Genomic DNA, 25,698 nt, shown 5'->3' on the forward strand with positions numbered 1-25,698 from the left:
ACCGGGTGCCGCACCGCTGATAGCCAGGAACCGGTGAGCCGTCGGGGTAGGTGCAGTTGGTCCCCTGCGCGTCGCACTGGTAGTCCCGACCGTAAGGGTCGTTGGCAGGCGTGGGTTGTGGACAGCGCGGGTCTCCGACTACGTACGCCTGGCCACTGTAGATCGCGGTGCCGTTCTCGCAGTACAGGAAGGTTGGCTCGGCCGGCAGGCTCGCAGGTGATGTCGCCTGTGATGCTGTGGTAGTCGGCGTCATTTCGGCGGGCGGCGCCGGTGTAGAAGGAGTAACAGGCGGAGGCTCTACCGCGGGCGAGCTCTGCGACACCGACCCGGTGGAAGTGTGCGTAGTCGACGGTGCGTCTCCGTCGCACCCCGCCAGCGCCACCACGGCCGCGGCGAGCAGCCCGACTGTGAGTCGGCTAGCAGTGATAGTCATCAGCACGCCTTTCTGCCGAATGCCGCCCGGTTCGTTTCGCCACGAAAGCCGTGAACGGGCATGCATGTGAGATCGGATATCGAGTTGTCGTCGTTAGCTGCAGTCCGCTTCGGTCGGATGACCCCGCGCCGAGCACGATTCTTGGTGATGACGGCACCGGAAGGCGGTACCAGCCGGGCGAGGGGTTCGACGACGCCGGTGGCATGACGAAGGTGACAGCGGTACCGCCGTCGGGCGACCCGGCGCACCGGCATCACCATCATGTGATGGAATGGATAGGGGATCCGGCGTAGCGGAGCGAGGGGAAACATGGTGCGGGCGTGGACAGTTCGTGGCGGATGGGATGGCCGTCGGGAGGACACGGCACTCGAAATCGGGGCGGCGATCGCCGGGTGGACAGAGATTCGTCACGATCTTTCCGAGCTCACGAGCTTCGACGAGCTGCGTGAGCTGCTCACCCGGTGCTACTCGGATGAAAGCCAGCGCACCCGGGACAACTGGGCACACCAGATCTGGCGATTTCTCCACGAGATCGCGGTCGGTGACTACGTCGTTATGCCTCGAAAGTACCGGGATGTGGTAGCTATCGGGCGCGTCACCGGCGATTACATCTATCGTGTCGACCAACCTGCCGGGTACCGCCATATCCGGCCCGTCGAGTGGCTGAATGTGGTGGAAAGGGCCGCAATCTCCGGAGACCTTCGCGACAGCATGGGTACCCTGCTGACGGTCAGCGAACTCAGCCGCCGTGACGCCGCAGAGCGTGTTCAGGCTCTCGCTGAGAACGGGGTCGACCCTGGCTATTCCGGGGCGATCGCACCACCCGTAGACGTCGACACATTGATCGCGGACGTGGAGGCGGCAGGTTCGCGTCAGTTGTCGGTGCGAGATCTGCTCGGAATCTGGAAGTTCGGTCGGCGCACCGGCGATGCACTGGAGGTTGTGACCTCGGCATTGCAGCACAATGGGCTGGTCGTCCGCCCAGACTTCACGACTGTGCAATTGGACAGCATCGTGACCGTGCTTTCGGCGGATTCTGCCGACCCCGAGAACGGCGAGAGTGTGTCAGCGGTCGAGGGGAGTGATCTCGCCGAAGCCGACAAGCACGACTTCACCTGGCGGGTCGGCAATGTTCGGCAGCAGATGGCGGTGGTTGCTGTCCATCGGACCGACTCGTTGCACAAAGCGATCGAGCTGATGGTGACAAAGCGGTTGTCCCAGTTGCCGATCGTCGATGAGCATCACCGGCTGGTCGGGGTCGTGACATGGGAAAGCATTGCTCACAAATCACTGACCGGTACCCAGGTCGAGCTGTGGGGTGCGAGGGCAGCACAGTACCCGCCTGCCGCACACAGTGAGCAAGAACTGTTCAGCCGGATGGATGACATCCGCAAGTTCGGATTCGTGGTGATCGTCGACTCCGAGAACGTCGTCACCGGAATCGTGACGGCGGCAGACCTCGCAGATGAACTCGAAGCTCGAGTCACACCGTTCATGGTGCTCGAAGAGCTCGAACGCCGGTTGCGGCAGGCGATTCGAGAGATGCCGCGAGAGCTGTTGCGCTCAGGCGGTAAGAAGAAGGCGGAGAAGGCCGAGGATCTCACGCTGGGGAACTACCCCTACCTGCTCAACCAGCCAGGGGCGTGGAAGTGGCTCGGCTGGCCGTTCGAGAAGGATCGAATCGTCGAACGCCTGCGTGATGTCGCAACCTACCGTAACGAGATCGCGCACTGGAACATCGATGCACCCGAGGACGAACCGCAGCAGCTCGCTCGTGCCCGAGAGCTGCTCGACTTGCTGAAGTTGGTTACGCCGGGGATCGGTAAGAGCTGAGGGTATGACCAGGATGAGCGCTCCGCAATGAAGATCACTCCGGAATCACTCAAGGATTCTGCACGGGAAATACTCGGAATAGCCGACGAATTTGAGAACCCGGCGAAAGTTCCCCCTTTGGGTACTGACGACCTGGTGAAGGCGATGAAGTTCTCGCCGCTCCCTGACGCGGTCAAGGATGCTGATGCGAGCAGTCGGACCGCGCAGAGTACCTTACGCAAGCGGTACATATGGATGAGTCATCTGCTGTACACCACGGCGCGCACCTTTCACGACACCGATGTCGAACTTGCGGACAACCTGAACAGCATGGGAAGCATCAACGTTTTCGGTCCGATGTCTGGGGAGTGATGTGGCGGAATCTATATCGATAACTCCAGGGCAAGTGATGTCGTGGACCATTGCGGAAATAAAGAGCTATGGTCAGCGTGCCGAGTCGATCGAGAATGCCTTGAACGACATCGCCGATCGTGTCAGGCGGAAGATTTACGATCTCGACTGGTCGGGGGAAGCGCAGGCTGCTGCCGCATCCAGCGCTGACCGGGACTACACGCAGACCAAGAATGTCGCGTACGCCTATGGTCGTCTAGCCGATGAGTGCGTCGGCCTGCACTCAGATATCGAATATCCCGTCGGACAAATATCGACCCTGATTTTTGCGCTGATGTACGATGGATACTCGGTTTCGGAGCAATGGGACGTGAGAACTGGTGCGGGTGAGAGCGATGATCGTGGTCGTAACGACGAGCTGACTCTGCAAGCGCATGCCCGCAGCATCGCGACCGCTTTCGACGCGCGTATCCCCAAGATTCGGGACGCAGCAGCCGACATCGGGATGTTGGCACCCGCGCTGGCCTGCCTGAACATGGATGTCTCGGAGGACGAGAAGCGAGAGATCTCATCCTCGAAGCCGAGTGATCCTGCCGCCGAACCGCCGTCGCCCGGTGATGCGTCGAAGTACAACGTCAGCCCGGCGGGGACGGCCTTGGTGAAGAGTCATGAAGGTGTCGAGCTCGAGGCCTATCAAGACACCGGTGGAGTGTGGACAATCGGCTACGGGCATACGGACGGTGTGAAACCCGGCGACCAGATTTCCCAGGCTCAGGCCGAGACCTATCTTCAACAGGACCTGGCAGCATCCGAAGAAGCGGTGCGCCGACTGGTCAAAGTTCCGATCACCCAAAATCAGTTCGATGCGCTGGTGAGCTTTACCTATAACGTGGGTTCAGGCGGGCTGGAGAATTCTGATGTGCTGACGAGGCTCAACGCAGGCGACAATGCCGGTGCGCAGGACGCATTCGGAAAGTTCGTTTACGACTCGAAGGGGAACAAGCTCGATGGACTGGCTAGACGCCGCCAGGACGAGGCGAATCTGTTTGGGACGCCGTAGGATTTGATCGCGATGGCGACGCCGGTAAGGAGACAGATGCGGACCGCAACTCACTGGGCGATCGGTGCTGCGGCACTCGCTGTAGCCGTCGGAGCTGGGAGTGCATGTAGTACTGACAGCACTAGCACGGTCCCAGCGCAAGCTTCTTCGACTGCAACGACCACGATTGGCGATATGACGTCGCCTGTGTCGACGAGCCAGCCCTGCGCAAGCTCATCCCTGCAGGCGCAACTGGCGCCGCACCCGACGAGTACGAGCGGGCAAGCAGTTCAACAGATTACTCTGACAAACGTCTCGACCACAGCTTGCATTCTCGCAGGGTTCCCCGACCTCACCCTGGTCGGGACCGGTCGCAACACAACGACGGGCACCATCACCGAACAATATCGCTGGCCGCTGCAAAACGCCGTTCGAGATGCACCTGAAGTAGCGATGCCGCCGAGCGGCACAGCGCAAGTCTCGATCACTTACCTCAACGGCCGCGGAGGCTCTGCCAACCTGGATGTCACTGCGATCGAACTGGAGCTGCCCGGCAGTACCACCCGTATCAACATCCCATGGGACAAAGAAGTCCTACTCCAAGACGCGGCGACGCGTCCTGGGACTTACAGTGGCCCCTTCGAGATCGTCCGCTGAGCCACTGCGTTCTCGTCACGACAAGTGCAAGCTTGTACGTCCGATCAATACCTGTCGAGCGCCTTCGATGTCGGCCAAGCGTGCGGAAGCCGTTGCCGCAGCCAAGTTGTCGGGCAGAACGTCTGAGAACTTCAGCCCACGAACAGCTCTCTCGTCGGCCACCGGAAATACCAACACCGAGTCGGGTTTGCGTAGTTCGGCTACCGCATCTCGCCACATTTCGGCCGTCATATCCGGTCGGAGACGGATGCTGAAGTCGTTGGGGCGTTGGGTGGGATCGACCACCGCGGCCAGGGTTGCCGCGAGGGTGGCGTTGGCGCGAAAGCCCGCGAAGGTCCACCAGCGCAATGCATCTCCTGCTCGGTCGATCACCGTGGCGTTGTCGTCGACGCTGTTCACCGACTTCGTGGCTCGGATGTCGGCGAGCTCATTCTTTGCTCGCCGGGTGAGGGTGACCGGGGGGTCGGCACCGAGCAGCACGTCACGAATGGCGCGCGCGAGCTCGAAGGAGAGTCCGCGCAACCCGACGTTCGACCACTTCGCGACACCGCCACTTTCAGCCGGCTCGACGAACGCACGGCGACGGGACCAGTCGATATAGGTCACTCGCCAGCTGCGACCGGCGAGTAGCAGCAGGCGCGGTCCTGGCCGGTCATCCGTCAGGACCGAGGGATCGGTGTGGCCGATTTCCTGGCGACCGGCCAGCACCGTGAATTGTGGGGGTGCGGTGAAGGCGGCGGTCAAATCGAGGAAGTGGCGTTTGCCGAAACGCTTTTCCGCGGAGGGGCCGATGTGGAGCAGACCGCCGTCGTCGTCGAGATGCCCCTCCGCGACGAGGTGGCGCAGGATCGGCGCGCCACTGATGTCGAAGGGCGCCAACCCATTCCATTCCTGAGCCCAGATACGGTCGCCGATGGAGTGCTGTTGCAGCGTAACGGCCAGCAGTTGCTGTGCAACCAGGTGACGAGGTTCCGGTGGCGCGACGATCGGTTCGACCCAGCCGCGGCTCCACAGCAGGATCAGGGCCGCGGCTTGGACGAGGGCGTCATCGGTGGTCGACAGAAACAAGCAGTTGCGTGTCGTGCCCGCTCGGCGCCCGGTGCGGCCGATGCGCTGCAGGAACGAGGCGACTGTTGTCGGCGAATCGATTTGGATCACGCGGTCGAGGTCGCCGACGTCGATGCCGAGTTCCAGTGTCGACGTGGACACGATCACACAGTCGCGTGCTTCCGCGAAAGCTTGTTCGGCCCTGGCACGTTCGTCCACGGATAGCGAAGCATGGGAGAGGAACACCGTCACCCCGCGGGTGCGCAGAGCCGACCCGAGCTCTTCGACCTGGCGGCGGGAATCGCAGAACACCAGCCGTTTCTCACCACGGTGGAGTGCGGCGATGACCTTTGCCGCGTTCTCCAAGGACCCGACGTAGTCGAGCTCGACATCGCCCGGCGGCGGAGCCGTTGTCCGGCCGGACGCAGGCAAGGTGACGCCGGGGGCAACGACCTGCCCCGGTCGGGTGCCGGCCCCTGATCCTTGCAGCCAGGTGAGGAGTTCGTCGGGGTTGCCGACCGTGGCGGAGAGGCCGACGCGCTGGATCGGGCGGCCGGTGACACGGTGAAGTCGTTCGAGGACGGCGAGTAGGTGCCAGCCGCGGTCATCCCTGGCGAAGGCGTGGACTTCGTCGATGACGACGGCGCGGATGTTTCCCAGGAGCTGGTTGTGATCGGTTTTCGTGCCGATCAGCATTGCCTCGAGCGATTCGGGCGTGGTCAGCAGGATGTCGGGATGTTCCTGGCGGATCCGGTCGCGCTTGGCGTTCGACACGTCGCCGTGCCACAGCGCGGCGCGGCGGCCGAGCCACTGGGCGTAACCGTCGACCCGGGGCGCCAGGTTGTTCAGCAACGCTTTGAGCGGACACAGGTACAGCACCGAGGTCCCGGTCCAGTGTTGCTGCGTCATCGCACTGAGCAGCGGGAAGCAGGCTGCCTCGGTCTTGCCGCCCGCGGTGGGCGCGAGCAACACGACGTCCTCGCCCGCAAGCAGCGGCTCGATCGCCTCCTGCTGCAGTGGTCGCAGGCCGGGCCAGCCGAGCGTGTTGACGATGTGGTGCACCACCACCGGATCGAGTCGATCCCATACCTCGTCGGTCACGGTGCCGATCTTGCCATGCAGTCGGAGTCGCCGACTCGATCGCCCGTTACGGCAGGTGGTCGTCGAGTATCCGGACGAAACGTTTCAGAGTGTCGAGATCTGCTTCGGAGAGCGGTTTCGCGTTGAAATGCGCAATCCGGTTGCGGATTTCACGGACCAGATTGAGCTGACGCACGAAGTTCACGCGATCTGTTGTCGACCAACCGAGCAGGCTCCAGTTTTGATTTGCGTGTTTCGCATGTTCCGGTTTTCGACCATCTGGGTCCAAGAGTATGATGTACTGGCCGAACATCATGTCCTCGATATTGCCTGTCTTTCGATTCTTCGGCTGCAGGAGTGCAATGGATTCCGACGGAATCGGAGCGAGGACCCTGCGCAACTTCTCTTCGATCTCGCCGACCAGGAAGAACGGTAGGGCTCCCTGGTGAAACCAGTCGGCGATGTCGGCGGTCGTAATGATTCCGCTGAACACGCCATCACGTTCGCGGACGAGCAGGAAACCTTTCGTGTTGATCAGGGGTAGGCGGGGGAAAAGTTGCTGATGGGTCTCCGCGACTTCCACACTGGTTTCCATCACGTCCGACAAACTGGCTGCTGGTTTCGGCATATGGAGCAGTCGAGCCACCGACTTCCAGGTGACGACTCCACGCAGATCCGATGTTCCAGCGATGACCGGTACCTGTGAGTAGTTGCCCGTCCGCATGATGTGTACCGCTGCAGCGAGGGATGCGTCGGGGCCGACGAACTCCAGTTTTCCGCGGGCAGACGGAAGATCGCCGATCAAGAATTGGCGCTGCAAGCCGACTGTAGGCTGAAATCCTTCAGCCGGCTCGACGATTGGTTCCGGATCCTTGTCGTCGAGGTCGACGATCGTGACCGCGATTTCTCGACGGCACCTCGCGAAATCAGGTTTTGTGGTCAGGCCGGCGTCGTTCAATGCCTTCGTGATGAGGGGGACGGTCTCGTAGGTGCGCATCGGGAATCCGAATCGCTGGACCAGATCTTTCACCGGCATCGTGACGCCCCGCAGCGCGTGGAGCTGTTCCTCGGTGGGGTGTTGCGTGCGCATCTCAATCCTCCGTTGCGTCGCGGAGGAAGGCCCCCTGGCCCATGGCCGACTCGACCAATGCCAGCAGTTGTGATCGCCGGTCGGCGTAGAACGCTTCGAAGTCGTCGTTACGCAGTAGCGCCGGGTCGATCAGATGAGTGGCAACAACGTCGTCGAACCACTGATCGAGGGTGCCTGATTCGCTGGCCAGTACCGGGAGGTAGCGGCTGGGTGCACCGACGATGTTCTTCGCGGCGCGCTCGGACAACGGGGTCTTGTTGACGATCGAGTTGCCCGGCGTCACCCATTCCTTGTTGCGGCTCTGGAGCCACTTCTTGGGGAAGATCTGACGGATGTCGACCGCATGCTGCACGAGGGTGGCCGCAGTCAGCGGATCAGCGGTGAAGTACCAATCGGTGGCTTCGTGCTTCACCAACAGGGCGACGATCCCCTTGTATGCAGCACTGTTTCGTGTGCTGAGGCTGTCGAGACGGTTGCGTGCAAAGACCGATTCGCTGACGGTGTCAGGTGTCGGAGCCGACGGGTCTGTCCAGGTGACCAGCTGCTCGACATCGCGGGCGAAACGGGTCTCTGTCGAGCCGCTGTACATCTCGCCGAGCACACCGCACCAGTACCAGCGGGTGATTCTCTCCCGCATGCCCGGCTCGTCTGTCCGGTCGCCGAGGATGGTGCGCACCGCGGCGAGGGGGATGAGCTGGGAACGGTAGGGCAGGTCGGCGGCAGTCACGATGCACTGATCTGCCAGGAACTCGCCGACCCAGATGAAAGCGTCTCGTACGAGAGGTGCCAAGCGGTCGAAGTCGTGCAGCGGCAGGTTGAGCAAGTCCCGGCGTTTGCACGACACCGCCGCGGAGGGACGGACCTGCTTGAGCTCCCAGGTGCGCACCAGTGCCACTGCTTGCAGCAGGTCGGTGCTCGTCATGCCGTCGTCGACGCCGGAGTCCGGGTCGCCGAAGACTGCCTGTCCGAGTACCAAGGCGGACTTCAACTCGGCCCAGGTCTTCCGCAGGTCGTATCGGTTGCCGTGGTGCTCATGTTCGTACTGGCGGTCCCCGGCATAGGTGGCGGTCAACAGCTCGAACACATTCAGCGGCACTCCGCCCGTGTTGACTCGTTCGAAAACCGAGCACACTGCGTCGGGCGTCGTGTCGGCGCCGAGGTTGATCATCGGCACCAGGAACGTTCGAATATTGTGCAGCACTTTGGTTTCGAACGCCGTCCACAACGGCCACGCGTGCGCGGGATCGTGTTCGGTGAAGGCGCGTTGCCAGTCGTGTACCCGCTCGATGTCGAACACGATGTGGAGCGGGAAGTGCCCTGCGGCTACCTCGCCCGCGGTATCGCTGAGGTCCACGTCGGGTCCGTACGGAACCCGCACCTTCCTGTTGTGATCGCGGACCGAGACGATGGCGTCGTCACGGTCGGCGGCCGGACCGATGGCCTTCGCGATGTCGACGTAGTACCAGACCCTGATCGGATTCTTCCGTGCGTCCTCGGTCTCGACGGGTTTGTTCAGGTAGAGCGACTGATAGAGCGAGGTCAGGCGCTGCTGGCCGTCGAGCAACAATGATTCGGGTTCGACGTCGTCAACTCCGTCGACACCTGCCAACGGCCGTGCGCGGAAACTGGTTTCGCCACCGGTCCGCAGAGTCATCACGACGCCGAGCGGGTAGTTCAGCGTGACCGTAGCGATCAGTTCACGGATACCCTGGTCGCCCCACTTCCAATCACGCTGGAAATCGGGCAGCTGTAGTTGGCCGCTGTGGATCCGCCCCAGCACGTCCTTCAGGTTCGGATTGTCCAGTGCCATGCGCTACCCCTCCAGCGCCGACCGGCCCACTTTCCGGTCGACCATCATGATCCGCTTGTGTACCAACTACTTTGACAACGAGCGAGTCTACGACGCCGGGGCGGTTGGTGGTTGCTGACCGGTCACACGTCGAGGTCGATGTCGTCGGCGCTGACGAGATTGCGTTCGGCATCGGTGAGTTCGGTGACGCCGACAGTCAGTGTGTAGTGCTCACGGGGGTTGAAGTCGGGGAATTGGTCGACGCGATCGAGTACGTCGCCGACAAGCTTCTTGAGGTATACCCGGGGTGCGATGCCGACCTTGCCGCCGAGTGTGCCGCTCACCGCGGTGGCCAGGTCGGCGATGTAGGCGTCGTCGGCGACGCGGCGGATGCGGTCCGGCTCGGCGCTGCCGTCGGCATAGAGATCGCGGATCGTGCTGCCTAGCGCTACAAGGGATTCCATCGTGAATCCGGGCAATCGCAGCTGAACAGCACGCGGGTTGTCGAATCGCGGGTCGGTCGTGAAGTCGGTGGCGAGGCGCTGGGCCAGTGGTGCCAATCGCTGCACGCCTTGCTGCCCGTCGTAGAACGCGGGCGTGCCGGTGATCAGCAGGTACAGGCCGGGGAAGCGACCCGAATGGACTTCGTCGATGAGCTGGCGCAGGGCGTTGAGCGCCTTGTCTCGCGCATCCGAACGCACTCGCTGCAGAGTCTCGACCTCGTCCAGGACGAGGAGCAGGCCACGGTGACCACTGTCGCGCAGCACCGTCAGCAGTCCCTGCAGGAAACCGAGTGCGCCGAAATGGTCGAGCTCGCCGCGGACACCGGCGGCCCGGCGCGCGGCCGCCGCAACGTTGGGCTGGCCACCCAGCCAGGCGATGATCGCGGACGCCGTGGCTTCGTCGTTGTCGAGTAGCGCGCGGTGGTAGCCGCGTAGCGCCGTGGCGAACGACGGGGCGTGTCGCGATACCTCGGCCAGTCGTGCGGCCATCAGTTCGCCGACCGCGTCCGGTAGGCCTTCTTCGTCCGCGCCGGCGGCCAGCGCGTCTTCCTCGAGCGCGTAGAACCAGGCGTCGACAACCGGTCGCAACGCACTGGGCGGAAAGCTCGTCGTGGTCAGTTGCTCGGTGACCCGTCGATAGACGGTCTCGAGCTTGTGCAACGGCGTCTCGGTCTCCGAAATCTGGATCTCCGCGACAGCGAACCGCTTCGCTCTAGCGCGCTCGCCCAGCCACCGCGAGAAGAACGTCTTGCCCGATCCGTACTCGCCACGCACCGCCTTGAACACCGCACCACCGGAGGCGACGGTGTCCAGTTCGGTATCGAGCGCTGCCTCGAACCGGTCGAGGCCGGTTGCCAGCAGGTCGAGTCCGTTGCCCGGCACCGCGCCGCGCCGCAGCGCGTCGATGACGTCACGGCGGCGGACGGCGCTGACCGGGGAAGGAACGCTAGTCACCAGGGCAATCTTTCCATGAGGTGAGCCTGGACAATGCTGCACAGTGCGGCGGCCGGACTCGTCAACGGATGCCGAACTGCGCGCGTAGCAGCCCGATATTGAGTCGCAACGTGCGGCCGTCGGCCAGGATCTCCAGCACCTGGATGCCATCTACATTCAGGAGCTGCCCGAGAACCGCCGCGAATCCGTTTGCTCTGATCGGCGGATCACCGACCCGCTGGGCGAGGGCTGTGGTGGATTGGGGACCGTCGAGCAGAGCGCGAATGGCCTTCTCCAGCTTGGAACTACTCGGCTTGCGTGCGAGTTGTTCCAACTGTGCCGCGAACACGTCCGACGCGAGGAGCCGGGTGACCAGGTCTTGGGCCGGATTCGCCGGTTGTGACAGCGGTTCATGGCTCGGCAGCGGTATATCGAGAGTGATCTGTGCGGTGGCATGTTCCGCGATTCGGTTGGTAACCCGCTTGGTGGCCTTCTTGATGGCCACGGGGGCTTCGGGTTCGGGTAGCGCATCAGCATCGTCGCGCCACCAGGACGGGCGCTGGTCGCCCAGCTCGCGCCAGCCGGCGGGGCGCTCGGCGCCGTAGGGGAGGAAAGCCAGGACCGGAATGGTGATCTCGGCCAGCGAAGCACCACCGTGATAGCCGGCCTTTTGCGCGGTGTAGCGGGAGTCGTTGTCCCACAATGCAACGATTGATGCGCCGGGCTCTGGCCAGACGACGCGCGGACCCTGCAGCGCAATCTCGGTTTCGGAACGGCTGTCGAACTCGGCGGGCAGGCGGTGTCGAGCCGATTCGATGTTGGGGGCGTCGACGGTCTTGCCATGTCGGTCGATGACGTGACCATGGTCGCTGGTGATCAGGACGACCATGCCTTGGGCTGTCGCTGCCGAGGCGAGTGCCCGCAGGTCACCGATCTCGCGGGCTTCCCAGCCGGAGTCGTCGAGTTTGGCTTCCTTGGCGAGGCGGTCGTCGATCGTGTTGAGGACTACCGCGACGTGGCAGTCCTGATCGTTGATCGCGTTGTTGAGATCGGCGCCGAATCGATCGCCTGGCTTGCTCCGCAGGTCATTCTTGTGGAAGACAGCGGCACGCTTGGCTCCCCAGAACGAGTGCGCGTGAAATAGTCGCTGCTCGGTCTTCTGGTCGCCCTTCATGAGCTTTCCCGCGAACAGCGACGTGCGCGAGACTGCAGTCAAGCTCGGCAGGGCCGCGGCCATACAGCGCCGGCGAACGTCTCCGTCGGAGAGCGGGTCGTGTTCGGCGAAGGTGGCGCGTAGTTCACCTGCCAGTTCGGTGGCGATGGAGGCGCTCATTCCGTCGACCACGATCAGTAGCACGCGGTGCTCGGCTGCCAGGGGACGGACCACTCGATGGAGGAAGGTCTCCACGGTGAGCATGGTTCCCGGTGACGTCCCCGATTCCGTCCACACCGCAAGGTTTTTCGCGAACTCACGGTCGAATTCGCGGCGGACGGCGCGGGCACGGTTGGCGATGGTGTCGTACGCGACGCGCAGGGCCGGATCGTCGTCACCACCGGCGTCGAGGTAGTCGAGTGCGCGGTCGGCCCAGGCCGTGCTGTGCATCTGACGGTTCAACGCAGCCGCAACGCTGCCGTCGATGGTGGGGTCGGGCTCGGTGTGCAGCCACCGGGTGAGGCGTTGGGCCATGCGAACTCGGGTGGTGCGCACGCGGTGATCTGCGGCGAGGTCGTGGTCGCGCAGGGCGGCGACGGCCTGGTCGATCTCCTCCGGTTTGCCCCGGCCGAGCGCTTGTCCGGCAGCGGTGAACCTGGCCTCGAGTCCGGCGGTGAGCAGCGGGCTCTGTGCTGCGGCTTCGCCTGCGCCGAACTGGCGTACCAGCAGATCAGCCTGGGCCAGCACGGTCTTCGCGACCTTGTGCGCAGCCATAGCGGCGTCGTCGGCTTCGTCGTCGAGGTCGGTGGCGGCGCGTGCTTTTACCAGCAGATCGCGAACGTAGTCCTCGCAGGTGCGGCCGTAGGTCGCTAGCAGGCGGTCGAGTGCTTCGCCCTGCACCGGGGGGCGATCACCGAGCCAGCGCTCGACGCGCCCACGCGCCTGATAGACGGCGTTGCCAGGGGCGGCGTGCTGCCACAGGGCAGCGCAAACGAGCCCGTAGGCGAGTGCTTCCGAGCCGTGTCCGGCCATGGTCAGCGCGGCTACCGCGGTGCCGGTAGCACCGCATTGTTCTGACTCGCTGAGGAATTCGATGAGGCCGTCGCGCTCAGGTGCCCGGAGATCGAGTAGCTGTTGGGACGCGCCCGGACGTTGTGTCCACTCGAGCAGGGTGACGGGGTCGATGCGGTCGGTCCCCGACTGGATGCGCAGCCGACGCCCGGTCAGCGCGGTGAGTGCTGCGACGCGGGAGAGGACGCGGCCTGCCATCGCGGTGGGCCACCCGGGGGCACCGGCAGCGTCGAGCAGGGCTTCGCAGGCCCAGCCGTCCCGTTTGAGCCGGGGATCAATGGATATGGCGCCGAACGACTCTCGGACGATGTCCCAGCGATCGATTGCGTGTACCCGCCCGCGGTGTGCGCGCGCGAGGATCGCAGGGTCGAGATCGTGTTCCTCGATATCGGTGAGCAGTACGAGAACCCGCGGGTCGGGACCGATCTCGCGGACGTGGGCAAGGACGGTTTCGTGCACCGCCAGCGGCGACGCAGCCACCGATACCTGGGCCCGACGGCCTTCGGCGAGCGAGAGGACAGGGTCACCCTCCCACTCCGGTTCGCCGCGCAGCAGCAGGGTGACAGGTTCGCCTGGCGTGGCCAGCTCCGCCTGGAGCTTCTTGTGTGCTGAAAGATATTGGGCCACAGTGGCTCTCGACATGCGTAAGGCAGTCGTGTCCGTAGTGCTGGTCATTCGACTACCCGCCACGTGATTTCGATGTGCGCAGTCGGCTCGAGCTCCGCCAGCTCAGCCAGTTGTTCGGAGAAGCTGGCGACGGCGTCACGTGCGGTGGTGGTGTAGATGCCGGTCCGGGGTCCCGCGTGGGGCTTGGTGGGGTCGATCGGTGGCGTGCTGGTTTTGGTGCTCAGGTCGATTTCGTCGGGAGTGGGTGTGGGTGGGGCAATCACCGGCGCGGGTTCGACAGGCGTCGCCGGCGTGTCCCTCTGCTGCTGGCGAAGGGCACCCTCGCGCAGCTTGCGCGTCGTCAGCTCGGTGACCTGCCGGTCGATGGTGCGCAGTGCTTCTGCCAGATCGGCCGAGCGCTGGTCGGCGCGTGCTGTGGTGCGCAGTGAGTCGAGCAGGGACGTGCCTGCCGGGCCAAGCAGGGTGGCCTGCTCGAGGTTGCGCCAGGCAGCGTGGGTCAGGGCAGAGGTGACCTGATCGGCCGACTTGATCGAGGTCGCATACCGGTCCGCATTGACCTCGGCCAGATCGAACCGAGCCAGCGTTTCGACAGCTTTCTTCGCACCGGCGGACCCGCCCGTCCCGACCGCGACGAGGGATGACAGCAGCTCGAGCGAGCGTCTAGCCAGCGCAAGCCGCTCACCGGCATCGCTGTCGTCGAGCTTGAGGAAATCGGCGTGCTTCTCCAGCTGTTCGACAAGGCGAGCCGCGGAGTCCTGGTACCTGGTGGCGGCACCGTTGATCTGACGCGCGAACTGCTGCACCGGCCCACCGCGAAGGAGCGTCGGAGCTTTCTCGCCGAAGATCACCTCGAACCGATTGCGGGCGGTGTCGAAGTCCGATTCGCTCGGCAGCGGCTGGGTGCGCAATGCGTCGCCGTTGTGGATCTTGGTGAGTTCAGGGGTGTCGATGGGCACACCGCCCCGGACCCAGATCCGGTCGTCCATTTCGGCGAACGACGCGATCACCAGGTTGGCGATGTGGGGTTCCAGCCCGCGCGGCTGCGGCAGGTCGATCCAATCGCCGAGCGAGATGACCGTCAGGTCGCCGGTGCTGCCGTTGTTCTGGGCGGCACGCCGGAAGTGATCGGCCCATCGTTTGGACAGCTCGAAGTAGGCCTCCTTTTGCTGGCCCAGACCGAGCGGTTCCGCGATCCGGCGCATGAGCGCGCGCTCTTTGGCAGGTACTTCGAAACGCCCGTCGCGAGCTTCGGCAGCGCCTTTCACCTGCGCGAGCACGACTTTCGCATCGGTCGCCTTGACGGCTACGCCGGTCCCGTCCGGGTCGAGGTTTGGGTGCTCGGGGAACTGGTGGGCGAGGAGCTTGCCTGCGAGGTTGCGGATGGCGTCGTGCAGTGGCTGGCCGATCGAGACGGTCAGTCCATCGATATCGGGCAGCGGGTGGAACAACTCGCCCAGGTCGTTGGTGACGTCCTCGGGTTTACGTTCGGCCAGGCCGTAAGCCTGCTTGAAGGTCGCGAGGACGCGCTGCCGCAGGACCTCGCGCTGCGATTCGAGCAGCTGCTTGGCACTGGCCCGATTGTCCGGGTTGAGGTGCTGGGCGTACTGCGTGTCGAACCGATACGGATCGGCGAGCGCCTTCGTGATGACCAGCAGCCGCCGGAAGTCCTCCCATCGGGGCTTGGTCAGGTGGGTGGGCAGCCACGCAACGGTGTTGGGGTGGTTGGTGCCCTGCTCTTCTTTGAGTCGCCGAATCCGGTCGGCGTCTTCGATCGGGGTGTGGGTGCCTTCGTCGTAAGGCAGGTCGATGACGATGCGCCAGCGCCCCTCGATGGTGGGCTGCAGATCATGATTGGGCAGCGCGTCGTCGTCGCTGACATTGCCGAACACCACTTCCGCGGTACGGTTGGATCCACGCCAGACGAAGCGCAGCTCATCGGCATCGAAACGACCGTTGGCCCGATCGAGCCCGAATTCCTCGGCGAGCAGGTCGCGCGCGAGGGCGAGCCGGTTGGCCGGATTGTCGTTGACCTGCGCGTTGGCGATCACCGACTCGACGTCGACACCGGACAGTTCCAGGCGCACACCGGGATTGGCGTCGGTGCCGGTGGGCTTGATCTCGGGGAAGCGACCGGCCCATTCGCCGATCATGTCCTTGATCACGCCCTCTTCCCGACCGGGGATCATGGTGGTGATCGAGCCGTAGTTGAGGGCGCCGAGACGGCGAATCGTCAAGTCCTTCAGGGCGGGAACGCTGGGTGCCAAGGACGCGAGCAGCACGGTGCAAGCCAGACGGTTCTGGCCGACGAATTTCTTGCAGTTGCCGAGGAGTTTGGCATCGGTGATGGTGTCGCGCCGGTTAACGTAGGCGTCTATATCGTCCTCGGTGACCTCGCACGTGCTGAGCAGGTACGGCCGCAGCCGCGCCCGGTACAGCTTGTCGGCAGCGTCGAAGAGCACCTTCTTGTCAGCGACGAACGGGCGGTCGCCACCGCGGGTGAGCTGTTCGTAGAGGTCACCCAGGGGGACGAGGTCGCCGAGGCGCAGTTCATTGCGGTGGTCGGCGAGGAGCTGGCCCATCAGCTTCAGGCCGGTGCGAGAGCGCTGCAGGGCGGCCGAGATGTGGACGAGGGTGTCGAGGAAGGCGGGGGAGAACGGGTAGCTCAACCGGAACGACGCCTCGTCGGCGCCGGTGGTGGACTCGTCGGACCCGAGGAGGGTGTCCCACACCTTCGGGCTGAGTTTCCTGGTCCGTTCGAATGCCGCGTCGAATTGGGCTATTGCGTCGTCGTCGCGTGGCTTGAGCAGTCGGGCGTGCGCGATTTGCGGCAGGTTGCGGTCTTCGAGGCTGATCAGATCGAAGCGGCCCGAGGCGTGGTTGAGCGCATCCTGAATCGCCGATTCCGCGGCGCCCGCGAGTTCTTCGCCGACCAACTCACGCAGATCCCGCTGGCGGGCGATAAACGAGATGATCGGGATATCGCGACGAGCGTCGCCGCCTTCACGGAAGTTGGTGATCTTGCTGGCTTCGCGGGCGACCCGCTTCTCGTCGTGGATGAGGCTGGCCAGCCATAGGATCAGCTCGTCCAGGAACAGGATGATGCCGTCATAACCGAGCGATTTCGCATGGGAGGCAATGACACTGAGGCCTGCGTCGAGGGAGATGAAGCCGGTCTCGTCCTCGGCGGCACGCTGAGTGAAGCCGGGTAGCAGGGTGGTGCCTGCATCGTGGACAAGCTTGGCGCGCAGCTCCGGCGGGGTGGACGGATTGACGAGATTCAGTCCGCTGCCGTCGTGGGCCTCGGACGCGGCGAGTGCGGTGTCGACCTTCTGCGTGGTCCAGAAGGCGGTCGGCTCACCCCATTCGTCGTCACCTTCGTCAACGTGGTCGCTGTTGAGGGCAGCGAGGAACGACTCCTCACCCATCCTGATGCGCAATGAGCGCAGGTCAGTGAACAGCGCATCGGTGCGGTACACCGGCGGGATGATCGCTTCGGGGTGCCGCTTGCGGACGAAATCGACGTAGCCGCCGAGCACCCGCTGCTCCATCGCCTTGGCGTCGATCATGTGATACGGCACCATCAGGAACTTCTTGCCGTCCGACAACAGCCACTCGTGCTTGGTGAGCAGCGAGTCGAATTCGCTGCGGGAGCGTGCGATTGGATTGCCGGAGAGCAGAGCGTAAAGCACCGCCATGAAGTGCGACTTACCGGCACCGAACGAACCATGCAGGAAGGCTGGCTTCGAGGTGTTGCCGTCTAGAGCCGACTTGATGAGCGCGAGGGCTTCATCGAAGTTGCCGAGGAGGCGCTCAGTGAGCACATAGTCCTCGACCGCCTTGGTGGAGCCTTCCTCAGTGACCGCATCTGCCAGGGTGAGCACATAGTCCGAGCCGGCGATGTGCTCCTTGATATCGATAAGGTCGCGCAGAAGTGGGTGCTGGTCCATCAGTTATCCCCCTGTGCTGCTTCAGTCTTCTTGGTGGTGCGCTTCGTTGTTGTGCGGCGGGCGCGGGTGGCGGGTTGTGGGCGCCAGTTACGCAAGTCGTCGTCGGTCAGCCCATGCTCGCCCTGCCTGTCGTGGCGGTCGCCTGCGAGGAAGGTCGACGGGGCGATGCCGAAGTCCGGGTCGATCTCGTTGTGCCACTGGTCAAGCCAAGGCTGGAGTTCGAGCAGGCCCGCTAGGAACGGCGTGATCTCCTCGGTGGAGAGGCTGTGTTCGGCGAGATAGATGGCGATGGCCATGGCTTGTTCGCGATGGTCCCAGCCTGCCCAGCCGTAAAGCTCTGGGGTGGCGGTGTTGGTGGAGCCATAGGAGATGAAGCGTTCCTTGGGTACGTCGAGTTTGCCACGGGCCTGCCAGAACGAGGTGCGCAGGAAGTCGGCGGAATTGTATTTGGGAGGGACCGGGATCTTCTTGCGGAATTCGTTCTTGTCATAGCCGTCGGGCATGGCGTCTTCTTCACGTTGCATGTTCCAGACGCCTTCCCAGTCCTGGCGCTTCTTGAGTCCGGAAGGCTTGTAGCACAAAGCAGATACGAACGGAACGTGTTGGTGGGTGATCAGGTCCGCGACCAATTTTGCGAGGTCGGTGCGAGGTGCGTAAAGCGCTGCGACTGAAACGAAGTCGGCGTCACTAGCGAGATGGTCGGTGAGTCTGGGTAGGGTGAGGAGCTGCGGTTGGTTACTGTCACTGAACCAGATGTCACGCGATTCCATGCGATCGAGAAGCCAGGCGTGCAATGCATTCTCTTGCAGTGCATCCCAACCTTCGGTAGCCCAGCGCCGTTTGTATTCTGGGCGCTCAATCATGCCAATCGCGCGGTTCGATTCGATCACCGCAATGCGACTTTCTACCAGGCGCTTGTATGAATTTGGCCAGCTATCGGGGAGATTTGTGATTGGCGTCGCATTGTGGCGGATGAACCAATCGTCAGACGCTTCGCCACGTGCGACTTGACGGGCCAGCACTATTTCGAATGCACGTTCGCCGAAGGAGATGGGAGGGAACTGTCCATTGGGAGCAACTAAAGGCTCCTTGTGCAGGCCATAGGCCGAGTAGACCTGCCAGTCCAGTTCTTCCTGTGTCGCGATCATTTGCGCTCGAACTTTCTGCCACTGTTTTTGCGCCTCGCGCATGGTCGGTCCAGTTGGGACCTGCGCGGCTACCGCCGACGCAGGCGTAGCGGCAATGAACTGCTGAGCGAGGTCATCTAACGCGGTCGCCAGTTCGGTTGGATAGTGCCTCGGGAGCGGGAAATGTTCTAGCTTCGAACCATTGAACTGGTAGAAGTCGTCGAATGGTGCCCGTGACTGTCGTGCGCCCTTCGTGTCAACTGTGCTTCCCATATTGTGGCTCACCATTTTGAGCCAGAAGCATGCAGTGGAGCTGTTCAGTAGTCCGAGCAGTCGCAAATGCTCTTCCTGGCTTGCTGCTGCATGCAGTTTGACTACGGGCGCTGAGCGGTTGAATACCTTGCCACCCCGGTCCAGCGCGAAATGGTTGTGTGTCGCCACGAAAGCAAAGGTGATTGAGAGCGGTGTCTGCAGTCTCTGATAGTAGTTCTCAAGGTGAACGTACCACGGATTTCGCTCCGTGATCCTCTTTCCGAAAATGATTCGACTAGATAGCGTGGTTCTAGTCCGCCACAGAAAACGCGTAACGAGCGGATGACTGCTTTCTACAGGGGTAGTGTTGGTGTGGTCGGTGTATGGATTTGCCATCTGAACGGTGTCCGAAATCTTAAAATCGCGGACGTTTTCGCCAAGCACGACCTCCCGAAAGCTTCCGCTCATTCCTAGGCGGCGCACCGTTTCAAGGTCGCCGGCGAAGTATGCATCGTCGGCGCCACTGGTAGTGGTTCTCCCGATGTCGGCAACTTCGCTGGATAATGTTGCTGCCGCGCTCGCATTCACATGATCAATTAGCTCCTGGCCGCCATCAGTAAGAATCCACGGTTGTTTAGCGAAGTAGCGAGCGCGATCAAGATCGCCTACCGAAACCCAATTCCCTGCACTGGGGGTGCGATCAATCTGATCGAGGATTGCTCGCCAAACTAGCCCGTCCGCGGGATTCTCCGGCGCTTGAGGCTCTCCTCGAACGCTGCGAACAGTGCGGATGGTAGCTCCACGTTTGGCGCCAGAGCGTCTTGTGCCGATGAGAATCACGGTCGGTGTGCCGTGGCCTGGAATGTAGGCACCCGAAGTATCGATAACTTCCGTCAACTCTACGGAGTGTGCAAAAAAATTCTCAATTAGCTTCGTGCCAAACTCTCGCTTCATAAATGACGCTGCAGTAATCTGTCCTACGTGCCCAAACCCGTTGCTATTTGAAGAGCCGAGCCTGGCTAATTCAAAGAAGCGTTGAGCGAAAGGTACTGAGAGTGAGTATGTTCCGGCGCACGCGTCATATAGTCCGCGGTACAGCTCGTTAAGGTTCTTGTCTTTTACTGTTATATAGGGAGGATTTCCCACAACTACATGATAGCGTCCTGAATCCAGAATTCCCGGGTATTCGTGGACGTCCTCGGTGGCGTAGGAGAATTCGGCAAGCGGATCGCCGCTGTCTTCGTCGAGGCTGAGTTCCAACTGACGAGCCTTGATCAGAGAGTCGCCGACAGCGAGCTTAATCGGCCACTCGTAGCGCGCAGCTTCGGCAAGGTTACGTACGTTTGCGGCGGCCATAGCAGCTACGAGCAGACGGAACCGAGCGATGGCGATTGCAAAGGGATTGAGATCCACGCCGTGGACGGAGTTCAGTGCAGCTTGGACTCGTTCATGTCGGTCCGTGGTTGGCTGATCTACTGCCCAGCGTTCGTTCAATCGCTTGAACGCGCCCAGCACGAAGTGCCCTGACCCGCAAGTCGGGTCGATGAGTTTGATTTCCGCGTAACCAAATTCGCGGATGGCGGGTTCGAGTGTTCGGTCGAGGATGAATTCTTCGACGAATTCGGGGGTTTGGAGGAGGGCGTAGTTTTTGCGGATGTCTTCGGAGAGGTCTTGGTAGAGGTCGCCGAGGAAGCGGGTGTCCCAGCCGTTGATGCCGTCTTCGTCGAGGGGGTCGGTGAAGTTGTGGACGAGGACGCCGTGTTCGTCGCGGGTGCGCCAGAATTCGATGAGGTCGCGGGCGCCGTCGTGGGAGAGTGGGATTTGGTAGAGGGCGTTGTGGGAGGGGTCGAAGAGGAGTTTTCCTGCTTGGCCTGCGCCGAGTTCGGCGAAGGCGGTGGTGAGCCAGCCGCGGTAGGTGGGGTCTGGGTCGGATTCGACGTAGGCGTCGTAGCGGGCGTGGGCGAGTTCGCGGCGGTCGTCGGTGGGGCCGGTGAGGTAGGGCTCGGCGATCAGGCGGTTGTCTTCGCAGAAGCGGACGAAGACGGTGCCGAGGACCCAGGCGACGGCAACCTGGGTGATGCGTTCGTCGAGCCAGGAGGTCTTCGTGGCTGCGGTGCGGTTGAGTTTGCGGGCGTGGGCCCACTCGTCGGCCAGGCGTGCTTCGACCTCGGGCAGGACGCGTAGCTGCTTGTTCAGGTCGTCCTCTGCCGCGGTGACCTGCTTCTTCAGGTCGGAGAGCAGTGCGGCGCGGTCGATCATGCGGAGACTCCTGAATCGGTCGAGGGGCTGGCGCGGTGGATGTTGTTGATCCACGAGGCAGGTAGTTGGATCCACTCGTTGAGAGCGGACTGGTACGGCACCGCAACGGCGCCGAGGTGCGGCGGACGCATCGGGTCGGACTGCGGGCACAGCAGCCACAGACCGCCCTTTCCGCGGCGGGCCTGCTCGGCCAGGCGGCCGAGCACGCCCATGGCGTCGTAGCGGGCGAACACCAGGGTGTCGGTGAGCAGCAGTGGCCCGTTACCGGCGATGTTGTCGGCGATCTCGGCTTCGATGCGGCTCCACGCGGTGCGTGCGTATTCGGAGAACTTCATGGCGGGTCGGGAGCCGGGCGGCGCGACGTCCGCGCGCAGGATCGTTTCCCAGGTGGGCTTCGTGTTCGGGGGGACCAGGTCGTGCATGGTGGCCAGGAACAACGCTGTCGCCGACATCGGGCGGGCCGCGAAACGGTCCCGCAGTTCGGCGGCGGCGTTGGGGCGGTCCTTGTCGTCGTGGCGCATGATCGGCGCGGTGAGTACCCGGAAGCCGTCCCGCGGCGCTGCACCGAGGAGAAGTTCTTCGGCGCGGGCGGCCTTGGCCAGGTTCGGGTCGTCGGAGTAGCGGCCCAATGCGTGCGAGTTGACGGCTGTTGTCCAGCGGGGGGCGTGCTCGGTGAAGCTGGAGGTCTCATCGCCCTGTTCGGGGATGTAGCGCTGGACCCGGGACACCGGGTGCGTCGCGACTACCAGGCCGAAACCGGCCTCCCGCAGTGCTTTTGTGAGCTCCAGGGTCGGCAGGTCCTCGTCGCTGCCCACAATGGACAGCTCAGGGAACCGCGCCAGGATCCGATCGAACACCGTCTGCGCCAGCAGACCGGGCTGCTGCGGTAGCGGCATGCCCGGGGTGAGAGTGACCAAGCCGGCCTGGGTCAATCTGACGGCTCGCACCAAGGGCAGGTCGCGCGGGTAGATCTCCAGACGCGGCGTGACGGCGGCCTTGCGGGACGCGCTGACTGCCACCTGGACAAGGCGGCGCTCGTCCAAGGTGAAGGCGCCCTCCGGCGGCTCGATCGCGCCGAGCCGGTCGAGGACCGTCGCGGCGGTCGGCAAGGTTTCCTGGTCGGCCAGCGCGTCGGCGGTTTTGCCCAGGCGCAAGGCGTACTGGGCCAAGGCGGGTGCGGCCGGTGTGTCGAACGAAGCGTCCTCGGCGGCTTCCAGCGCCAGCACAACCACCGGGTTCGCTCCGGAATCACGCTTCTGGGCGACGTAGAACGCGGCCTCGTCCGGCGCGAGCTGCTCTACTTCCACGACCACCCGCAGCGCGGCCAAGCCCAAGGCCCGACGTTGTGCGCGCTCGTGCAGGCGCGTGCCGCGCCGGGCGATCAGCGCATCCGCGAGTTCGGTCGCCGCTGCGACACGTCCGAAGCTGTCCAGCAGTTCCAGCACCTGCTCGCGCAGCGCCTGTACCGCAGGATCCTTCTTCCACTGCGTGCGTTGAGCTTTCAGCAACTGTGCGACTCGGCCCGAGGTCAAGCCCAGGGTGTCGGCCACCGCCGACTGGGTCGGCCACGCATCGAGTTCGGGCAGATCACCGGCTCCGGGAATGCGGAGCAAGCGAGCAACCGCATCCACCTTGGTTGCGTTGCCACCGGCGCCGTTGTTCTTGCGCTCGGGGACGAAACCCGCGGCGAGCGTGTCCAGGCTGAGCGTGCGCAGCAGTCCGGCGCTGAGATCGGCGCTGGCCGCGGTGAGCTCGGCCTTCGCTTCCTTTCTTGCCTCCGAAGTGAGCGGCGCCGGCTCCTCTTTGCCCAGGCGCCTGCCCCACTCTTTGATCCGGTCCTGGATCTCGCGGCGGGCGCGAGCGCCAAGGCCGGGTGCGTTGATCAGCTTGCCGCGGCCGTAGTCGAGCAGCTCGCCGACGGTGTTGACGCCGAGTCCGTAGAGGAACTGCTCAGTGGCCGCCGTCATCCCGGCCTGGGACAGGTGGGTCTCGACGGTCGCCTGTTCGGCGATCTGGCGCCGCTGGTCCTCCGGCGACACCTCGTCCACATCGACCGGCGGTGCCGGATGTGCGCTCAACGGCCGCGACGGAACCGAGCGGCTCATATCCAGGAAGATCTTGCGCCACGCGTCGCGCATCGGCTTCAGATCCGAAAAGCGTTGGGCGACATCGCGATGCAGGGCCTTGCGGAAGAACTCCACCAGGCCGTCGCGCACCGACGGGTCGAACGCGTCCGCGGCGACCTCGGGATACGGGAATTCCGCGGCATCGAGTTGGCGCGGCAGCACACTGCCATCGCCCCAGCGCGGCAGCTCGCCCGAGGCCATCTCGTGCAGGGTGACCGCCAGCGCATAGCGTTCGGCGTGGGCGTCGTAGACGCCACGGGTCAACGTGGTGATGAACGGGTCGAGATAGCCTTCGGTGCCTGCTTCGGTGTTCTGCACCGGGTAACCGGCCAGCGAGAAGTCGATGAGGACCAGTTCGCGAGTCCGGTTGGGGCGCACGCGAATAGCGATGTTGTCCGGCTTCAGGTCGCGATGCCAGACGCCTTCGCCTTCGAGGAAGTCGAGGGCACCGAACAGGTAGTCGCTGTAGGTTTCCAGGCGACCGACCTGCAGGCGACCGTTGTCACGCAGCTCGCGGGCGACCGTCTCCTCGGTGCGGTGCTTGGACTCCTGCTCCAATCCCTGTTCGTCGCCGACATATTCGAGAACCAACGCCGTGCGGTCAGCGAGGGTCAGCACCCCGGGATCGACCAGGTCGATGATGCCCGAGTGGCGCCGCAGACCGCGCAGTACGCCCGCCTCGCGGGTCAGCACTTCGCCGCGGTCGTCGGAGAGCGCGACCTTGAGCACCACATGGTTCTTGCGATTGTCGGAGTCGGCCGCCAGATCGCGGACGAGGAGGGCGCGGCTCGTCGACCCGGTGCCCAGGCGGCGACGCACCAACCAACGACCTGCCAGCACGTCGTCGCGGACCGCTTCCAGGGGGTCTTTGTCCGGTGCGCTGAGCTCTTCCTCGTCGGGAGCGGTCAGCGCGTTCTCGACATCCTCCAGCAACTCGATGAACTCGGCGATCGATGTGAGCCGCCGCGTGGGTCGATAGTCCGTGGCCGCTGCGACCAGGAGATCGACGTCCTGAGGCAGATCATCGACCACAGCGCTGGGCCGCAGATCCTCACCCGCCTCGAAGCGGGCCAAGAGTTCTGCTTGCGCCGTGGCCGGTGCTTTACCCGTCACGAGCAGATAGGTGAGCATGCCGAGGCCGTAGACATCCATCGCGATGGGATCGGGCGACGTCGCGGCGACCTCGGGGGCGAGGTAGGCGTCCGACCCTGTCGACAGATGTTGCGCCGACAGCAGTGTCGGTGCGTGCCGGGTCATGGACAGGGCGGTGCCCGCCGAGCGTTGCGTCGCCACCTGCCAGTCGGAGATCTGCAGCAGTGGCGCGCGCCACCGTTGGGTTTCGGCCGGACCACGTTGGGGAATCACGTGAATCGACCGGGCGGCGAGCGCGCGGTGGTACAAGCGTGAGGAATGCGCAGAGCGCAGTGTCTCCGCCAGCTGGCGAACCAAACCGATGCGATCGCCGATGTCCAACGATTCGCCGTAGCGGGCGAGGTATTCGTCCAGATGCAGGGTGTCGGGGTGGTACCGGAAGATGAGTGCGGGGCCCGCGGAGTGGCCCGAGGAATCGAAATGCTCGAGCTGCACCGCGCCCTGGTGCCGGAATCGGCGCAGCACCGCCGCTTCTCGACGTGCTGCGGCGTCCACCGATTTGCGGGAATCCTCGTCGGCGCCACGTTCGCGCAGGTAAACGCGCACGCGAACCGGCTCCCGCAGCTCGGCGTGGACGGCGAGGTAGTCCTGCCACGTCGGACCCGCGTCGATCGGCTTGCGCTGCAACAGATACGGGCCGACGGTGAACTCGGCGTCGCTGCGGCGGACGCCCGCGTCTTCGAACGCTTTCTTGATCCGCTTGGCCTGCTGGGCGTCGATGCGGCGCCTGACGTCGGTGACCGGGGCATTGAGCCGGTCCAGCAACTCTTTGATCGTGTGCGTGTTGGCACGGTCGCCCGCGGGCAACTCGAACCGCAACCCCTGGTTGGTGAGGCAGACCGCCGAGCTGACGAAGACGCGAGTTCCGTTGGAGCCCAGCAGGCTCGCCAGTTCCTTGCTCTTCTGGTTCACCAGATGTAGCGGGCTCCGGAACAGCCTGCGGTCGCCACGCTTGTTCGTCTGAACCCAATCGCCGCCCTCCGAGGACAGGCGACCGCTCCAATCCTTGAGCTCGATCATGTGCACCCCGTTCGGGGCGATCACCAGCAGATCGACCTCACGCACGTGGCCGGTGTCGGCGGTAAAGGTGAAGTTCGACCAGGCAAACCACGGATCGACATTCGGCAACTGTGTCCGGATAGCTTCCAGCCCCCGGCGCTCGTGCTCGAAACTCGACTCGGTGACCGTTGTCCACCGACCCTCGTCCATACTCGCGCGTCCTGTTCTCGTTGTCCTACATCGCCCGGCCC

12 protein-coding genes are annotated in these 25,698 nt (G+C 63.8%); 4 read left to right on the forward strand and 8 right to left on the reverse strand.

Annotated elements, in window-relative coordinates:
- The first annotated feature begins 742 nt into the window (after window positions 1-742).
- The 4 genes from ACFWF2_RS11820 to ACFWF2_RS11835 all read left to right on the forward strand — a co-directional run bounded on the left by ACFWF2_RS11820 (window position 743) and on the right by ACFWF2_RS11835 (window position 4,292).
- Complete coding sequence (locus ACFWF2_RS11820) at window positions 743-2,266, forward strand: CBS domain-containing protein (RefSeq protein WP_379307163.1); 1,524 nt, start codon at window positions 743-745, stop codon at window positions 2,264-2,266.
- A 27-nt stretch (window positions 2,267-2,293) separates the two neighbouring features.
- The gene (locus ACFWF2_RS11825) at window positions 2,294-2,617 is read left to right on the forward strand and encodes a type VII secretion target (protein WP_379307165.1); all 324 of its coding nucleotides are present in this window, start codon (window positions 2,294-2,296) and stop codon (window positions 2,615-2,617) included.
- A gap of 37 nt (window positions 2,618-2,654) precedes the next feature.
- A complete protein-coding gene (locus tag ACFWF2_RS11830) occupies window positions 2,655-3,656 on the forward strand; it encodes a lysozyme (RefSeq protein WP_379307167.1) in 1,002 nt (333 codons plus the stop codon).
- A 174-nt stretch (window positions 3,657-3,830) separates the two neighbouring features.
- Window positions 3,831-4,292, forward strand: coding sequence for a DUF4232 domain-containing protein (locus tag ACFWF2_RS11835; RefSeq protein WP_379307169.1), 462 nt, complete (start codon window positions 3,831-3,833; stop codon window positions 4,290-4,292).
- 15 nt (window positions 4,293-4,307) lie between these two features.
- Here the strand turns inward: ACFWF2_RS11835 and ACFWF2_RS11840 are convergent, their stop codons facing one another.
- The 8 genes from ACFWF2_RS11840 to pglW form a co-directional block, all read right to left on the reverse strand.
- Window positions 4,308-6,440 carry a DEAD/DEAH box helicase gene (locus ACFWF2_RS11840; RefSeq protein ID WP_379307171.1) on the reverse strand — a complete coding sequence of 711 codons (2,133 nt, stop codon included), beginning with the start codon at window positions 6,438-6,440 and terminating at the stop codon, window positions 4,308-4,310.
- Between the two features lie 46 nt (window positions 6,441-6,486).
- On the reverse strand, window positions 6,487-7,509 hold the full coding sequence (locus tag ACFWF2_RS11845; RefSeq protein WP_379307173.1) for a CBS domain-containing protein: 1,023 nt from the start codon (window positions 7,507-7,509) through the stop codon (window positions 6,487-6,489).
- 1 nt (window position 7,510) lies between these two features.
- Window positions 7,511-9,319: a DUF262 domain-containing protein gene (locus ACFWF2_RS11850; protein ID WP_379307175.1), complete on the reverse strand. Its 1,809-nt coding sequence runs from the start codon at window positions 9,317-9,319 to the stop codon at window positions 7,511-7,513.
- 122 nt (window positions 9,320-9,441) lie between these two features.
- Complete coding sequence (brxD, locus tag ACFWF2_RS11855; protein WP_379307177.1) at window positions 9,442-10,755, reverse strand: BREX system ATP-binding protein BrxD; 1,314 nt, start codon at window positions 10,753-10,755, stop codon at window positions 9,442-9,444.
- Between the two features lie 61 nt (window positions 10,756-10,816).
- Window positions 10,817-13,600 (reverse strand): BREX-2 system phosphatase PglZ, encoded by a 2,784-nt coding sequence (gene pglZ / locus ACFWF2_RS11860; protein ID WP_379307179.1) that lies wholly within the window; start codon window positions 13,598-13,600, stop codon window positions 10,817-10,819.
- Window positions 13,601-13,629: 29 nt separating this feature from the next.
- Entirely contained in the window at window positions 13,630-17,532 is a 3,903-nt protein-coding gene (locus ACFWF2_RS11865) for a phage resistance protein (protein ID WP_379307181.1), read from the reverse strand.
- The gene (pglX, locus tag ACFWF2_RS11870; RefSeq protein WP_379307183.1) at window positions 17,532-21,170 is read right to left on the reverse strand and encodes a BREX-2 system adenine-specific DNA-methyltransferase PglX; all 3,639 of its coding nucleotides are present in this window, start codon (window positions 21,168-21,170) and stop codon (window positions 17,532-17,534) included. The genes ACFWF2_RS11865 and pglX overlap by 1 nt, the downstream gene beginning before the upstream one ends.
- Window positions 21,167-25,657 (reverse strand): BREX system serine/threonine kinase PglW, encoded by a 4,491-nt coding sequence (gene pglW / locus ACFWF2_RS11875; RefSeq protein ID WP_379307185.1) that lies wholly within the window; start codon window positions 25,655-25,657, stop codon window positions 21,167-21,169. Before pglW ends, pglX begins: the two co-directional genes overlap by 4 nt.
- Between the last annotated feature and the right edge of the window lie 41 nt (window positions 25,658-25,698).

Origin of the sequence: Nocardia sp. NPDC060259, assembly GCF_042728775.1 — a bacterium.
Lineage (GTDB): Bacteria > Actinomycetota > Actinomycetes > Mycobacteriales > Mycobacteriaceae > Nocardia.